The organism is Kitasatospora sp. NPDC038210 (genome assembly GCF_055600605.1).
Genome location: NZ_JBVJYK010000066.1, coordinates 1 through 4,320, shown reverse-complemented (window position 1 = coordinate 4,320; position 4,320 = coordinate 1). Strand labels below are relative to the sequence as shown.

Annotated in this window: 4 protein-coding genes; 1 reads left to right on the top strand and 3 read right to left on the bottom strand. The window is 73.4% G+C overall.

Annotated elements, in window-relative coordinates; genetic code table 11:
- Nucleotides 1-130: 130 nt before the first annotated feature.
- A complete protein-coding gene (locus tag ACZ7KX_RS42325; RefSeq protein ID WP_470331284.1) occupies nt 131-1,258 on the top strand; it encodes a helix-turn-helix domain-containing protein in 1,128 nt (375 codons plus the stop codon).
- A 47-nt stretch (nt 1,259-1,305) separates the two neighbouring features.
- Here ACZ7KX_RS42325 and ACZ7KX_RS42320 read toward each other — a convergent pair whose 3' ends face one another.
- The 3 genes from ACZ7KX_RS42320 to ACZ7KX_RS42310 all read right to left on the bottom strand — a co-directional run bounded on the left by ACZ7KX_RS42320 (nt 1,306) and on the right by ACZ7KX_RS42310 (nt 2,381).
- On the bottom strand, nt 1,306-1,530 hold the full coding sequence (locus ACZ7KX_RS42320) for a hypothetical protein (RefSeq protein ID WP_470331283.1): 225 nt from the start codon (nt 1,528-1,530) through the stop codon (nt 1,306-1,308).
- Nucleotides 1,531-1,675: 145 nt separating this feature from the next.
- A complete protein-coding gene (locus ACZ7KX_RS42315; RefSeq protein WP_470331282.1) occupies nt 1,676-1,912 on the bottom strand; it encodes a hypothetical protein in 237 nt (78 codons plus the stop codon).
- A 58-nt stretch (nt 1,913-1,970) separates the two neighbouring features.
- Entirely contained in the window at nt 1,971-2,381 is a 411-nt protein-coding gene (locus tag ACZ7KX_RS42310; protein ID WP_470331281.1) for a hypothetical protein, read from the bottom strand.
- Nucleotides 2,382-4,320 lie beyond the last annotated feature (1,939 nt).

The window sequence follows — 4,320 nt, the reverse complement described above, 5'->3', positions numbered from 1 at the left end:
CCGTCTGCCGGCAGGCCGCCCACCGGGAACGCCGCAAGGCCAAGACCCGCCCGCCGACCAGAACCGACCCACCAGCCCCCTCCCCGCCGCCCACCCGCCGGGCACGCCCGCCTGCGCGGACGCGCCCAGCATGGAGGACACCCTGATGGAGATCGTCAAGGACATGCAGGAGGAACTGCGACAGCTCGCCCGCTGCCTGTCCGCCACCGAGACCCCGCCCGAGGACGCGCTGCGCCGCGCGGTGCGCATGCGCGCCCAGCTCGAAGGCCTCACCGCCGGCCTCGTCGGACTCGCCCGCGACCGCCGCCTCACCTGGTCCGCCATCGGCGACCTCCTCGGGATAGGCGAGGACACGGCGCGCCACCGCTTCCAGCCCGCCTACATCGCCCGCCGCCTGGGCCAGCTCGTGCGCTTCCGCCAGGAAGCGCCGACCAAGCCCAAGAGCCGCCGCTCCCAGACCGAGCCCGCCAAGACGCCCCCGCCCACCACCGACGCGGCCGCGGCCGAGCCCTCCCGCGCCAGCTACAACCGCCTCGCCCCCGTCCTCTCCATGCTCGCCCGCACCTGCGACCTGCCCCTGCAAACCATCGCCAAGCGCACCGGCTGCTCCCCGTCCTACCTCTCTCGCCTGCTGAGCGGCGAGCGGGTGCCGACCTGGACCATGACCGAGCGCTTCGCCAAGGCCTGCGGCGCCGACCCGCACATCCTGCGCAAGGTCTGGGAGAGCGAGCGCCTCAAGGAGAAGGAACCGGCCCTGCGCAAGGCCGCAGAGCCCGCCACCAGTCCGCTGCCGGGCGTCGACGACCTCCTGGCGGCGCTGCGCACCTTGCACATGCGCGCCGGCCGTCCCACTGCCTACGACGTCGCGGTCGCCAGCCGGTGGAAGCTGACGCCGGACCGGGTGAGCGAGATCCTGGACGGAGCCGTCGAGGACTGGGACGACCTGGCGGTTCTCCTCTACGTCCTCGGCGGCGACCGCGACTACTTCCGTCCGCTCTGGGAGGCGGCGGAGGCGGCCGCACCCCGGATCCAGCCGCCCACCGCGCCTGCCGCAGTGGAGCCGGCGCTGCCGCCGAGCGGCGAAGTGATCTCCCAGCGGGTGCCCGGCCTGCTGGAACGCTTCAGTGGCGTGCTCGGTTCGCGGCCGCACCTGTCCGCACGTCAGGAGCGGGTCCTCAAAGCGAAACGGGACGCGGTCCTGGCCAACCGTCTCGACGGTCACACCATCCTTTCCACCCCGGACGACGAACCGCAGTAGCCGCAGGTACCGGCCCCGCCCGGGGCCGGTGTGCCCCCCAGGGCTCATCATGTCCGTCGTACGGCCTGGTCGCAGCGGGGGCAGATGAGCAGGCCGAGGTCGGGTGGGTACCAGTGCAGGCCGGGGCCGGAGGGTTGCTGCCACGGGTCGATGGCCATGGTCGTGGTGTCGAGGCCGCAGAGCGTCACCGGGAGCGGGTCGCCTGACGCGTTGAGGTCGGTGCCAGCTGCGTGCACAACCATCGGGTCCGGCGGTTCGGGCCGTTCGATCACGACGACGAGGGTCACCATCCCACACTGCGGCGGGCGCTGGCCGCTCCGCACGTCGGACGACCCCCGTCTGGGGGCTGCGCTCCGGTGCGGGTGTCCGGCGACGGCGGGGCACCGCCGAGCCGTGAGGGTGCCCCGCCGGGCCCCGTCATGTCCGTCGGACGGCGTGGTCGCAGCGCGGGCACACGAGCGCGGCGAGGTAGGGCGGGTACCAGCGTGAGCCGGGGCCGGGCGGCTGCCACGGGTTTGTGATCATGCTGGTGGTGTCGAGGCCGCAGGCCGTGACCGGAAGCGGGTCCCGCGGTGAGTCCGGGTCGGTGCCGGCCGCGTGCGCGACCATCTGAGCCGGGTGGTCCGGGTGCTCGATGACGACGACGATGCCCACCACCCCACCGTGCGCCTGGGGGCGGCCGGAGCGCACCCGGGGCGACGCTCCGCGGGGTTCAGGCGGCCTGGGTGAGCATGGCGGTCAGGTGGCGGACGGCGGTCTCCGCGTCGGCGAGTTCGCCGTCGTCGGGGAGGACGGTGCCGAAGGTGCGGCCATCGGCGGCGTCGAGGGCGCGCCAGTGCAGGACCGGGGTGAGGTGGCTGCTGCAGTCGGCGAGGAACCAGGCGAGGCGGCCGTGGGTGCGGGCCACGGACATGGCGAGGACGGCGAGCGCTTCACGCAGGGCGGCGAGCCGGTCGATGCGCGCCAGCACCTGCTGGGCGTCGGCGGGGCCGACTGCTTCGCGGAGGGCGGTGGCGGTGTGCCGGGCCAGGGCGGCGTCAGCCTCCGTGAGGTTCCATGTCCTGTCAGCGAGTTGGGCATGTGCCTCGTGGACGACCCGCTCGACTTCCCCGGTCATGGTCATGCCGGACACCCTATCGACGGAGCCGACCCCAGCCCACGGAGGGTGTGACCTGGTGGCGGTTCGGGGGTGTTTTCGGCCCGTCGCAGGCCCGCATGGGCCGCCTTGGATGGCCTGGCGGGGCGTGCCGGGAGGGTGTCCCGGTCGCGTGTGACGTTCACGGTCCGTGTTCGTCGTGCCCGCGTGACCCCCGTACGGGCCGGTCCGGACCCGGGGGGAATGGGCACGGGAATCCCGGAGTATTTTTCGAGGTGTTTTCGGGGTGTTTTTCGCCTGCTGTTCCGGTGGTATTTCCCGGCCGGGATCGGGCTTTCCCGCTCGCCGTCGGCTGTGCCCCGGGCCCGGCCTGCTCGCTCCCGCTCCGCCCGTGCCGCCGTCCTCGCCGTCCTGGCCGGCGCCTGCCGTCGTCCTGGCCGATGTCCTCGTTCCCGGCTGCGCCCCGGGCCGCGCCCGGCCCCGCTCGTCGCCGCCGTGCCCGATTCGCGCTGTCCTGGCCGCCGCTACCCGCACCGTCGGCTTGTTGGGGGGTCGTTCCAGATTTGTGGAACGCGGGGCCGTCGTCGATGTCCTGATCCGGCTGTCGGTTGCCCTACGACTGGCTCTACGAGTGGCCGTACGAGTAGCCCTACAAGTGGCCCTGCGGGTTGCCCTACGAGTTGCCTCCGACCGCGGCCGGGCGAGGCCTGGGTCAAGGGGTCTGAGCTGCTGGGCAAGGGGGTGCGGTCATGGGTCCGTCCGGCGCCGACTACTTCCCCCACGGGACCATGCCGAGAGCGGAGCAGTACCCGGGGGTGGCCCGTACCGCCCCGCAGGGGTGTCCTCGCCGGACCGGCGGCCAGCTGCGCCCGGTCCTGTCTGCCCGCCGCTCGCCCCCGTGCCGGCGCCCGCTGATGTCCTGGTCGGCGTCCTCGGCGCGTCTTGCTGCCGCCCTGTCAGTCCTGTGGTCGTCCTGTCTGTCGGCTTGCCCGGGGCCGCAGGCCCGCCCGGGTGCTGTCGCGCCCCCTGCCCCAGGCCTGTCGCGTCCGGAGACCCCGGATCCCCCTTCCGGGCCGCGCCAGCACGACAGCACCACCCCCACCCCCGGTCCGGCGCAGCCGGAGCCCACCCCGCTCTGCCCGCCCCCTGGCCCGGCGCAGCCGGAACACGCCCCGCCCTCATCCCTGCTCCCGGCCCGGCGCAGCCGCGCGACCCACACCCCCAGGGCCGCCAGGCCCTAACCCCGCCAAAGGCCATCTTCTTTCCAGGAATTCCCAGCCCGACGCCCCCATCTGCCGCTGCGCTCTGCTCACGGGTCTTGTCCCTGTGTTTTCTGGTGGTGTGGCGTCTGAGGCTTCCTCACCGGCTCGGTCTCGGTGATCGGGCGGGAATGGCGGTGTTCGATGTGGGGAATTCCGGATCGATGGAGGGGATGGATGCGGTGTCGTATCAGAGAGTTCCGTGGGCCTGGAATCGGTCTTGCTACGGCGGTGCGCGAGGTTCCCCGACCGGAAGTCAACAGTGATTCGTTCCCGGTATTCGGCGCTCCGGCAAGGGCGCTCCAGGGGACGTTTCCGGGGAGGTCCCGTGCGCCGACCGGGGACTGCTCCGGTGACAAGTCCCGGCCGCTTTCCGGTGACAGGCTGGTGCGCTTCCAGGGGCCCGGTGCTGTGCCCGTTCCCGGGACCGCCGGGGGTGCCCGCCGCGGGCCCCGGAGCCCCGGCGACAGCTGCACCCCGCGCCGCGCCGGCACCGGCGCTGCGACATCGCCGGGGCGCAGCCCCGACACCCGCCAGGGGCCCTGGCCCCCGGGTTTGGTGCTGCCTCAGGCAATTCACGCCATATCGTCAACGGATACCGTGAGGGGATATCGGCCTCCCCGTCAGGGGAGGGCTTTCACCGGCAATTCGCGCCACATCGTCAACGCTGCTCCCTGGGCACGGCCCCCGCCCCGCAGGGGTGGGGG

Bases quoted from the DNA above. Each gene is read 5' to 3' on its own strand.
- ACZ7KX_RS42325 (WP_470331284.1), top strand. From the start codon at position 131: ATGGAGGACACCCTGATGGAGATCGTCAAGGACATGCAGGAGGAACTG.
- ACZ7KX_RS42310 (WP_470331281.1), bottom strand. From the start codon at position 2,381: ATGACCATGACCGGGGAAGTCGAGCGGGTCGTCCACGAGGCACATGCC.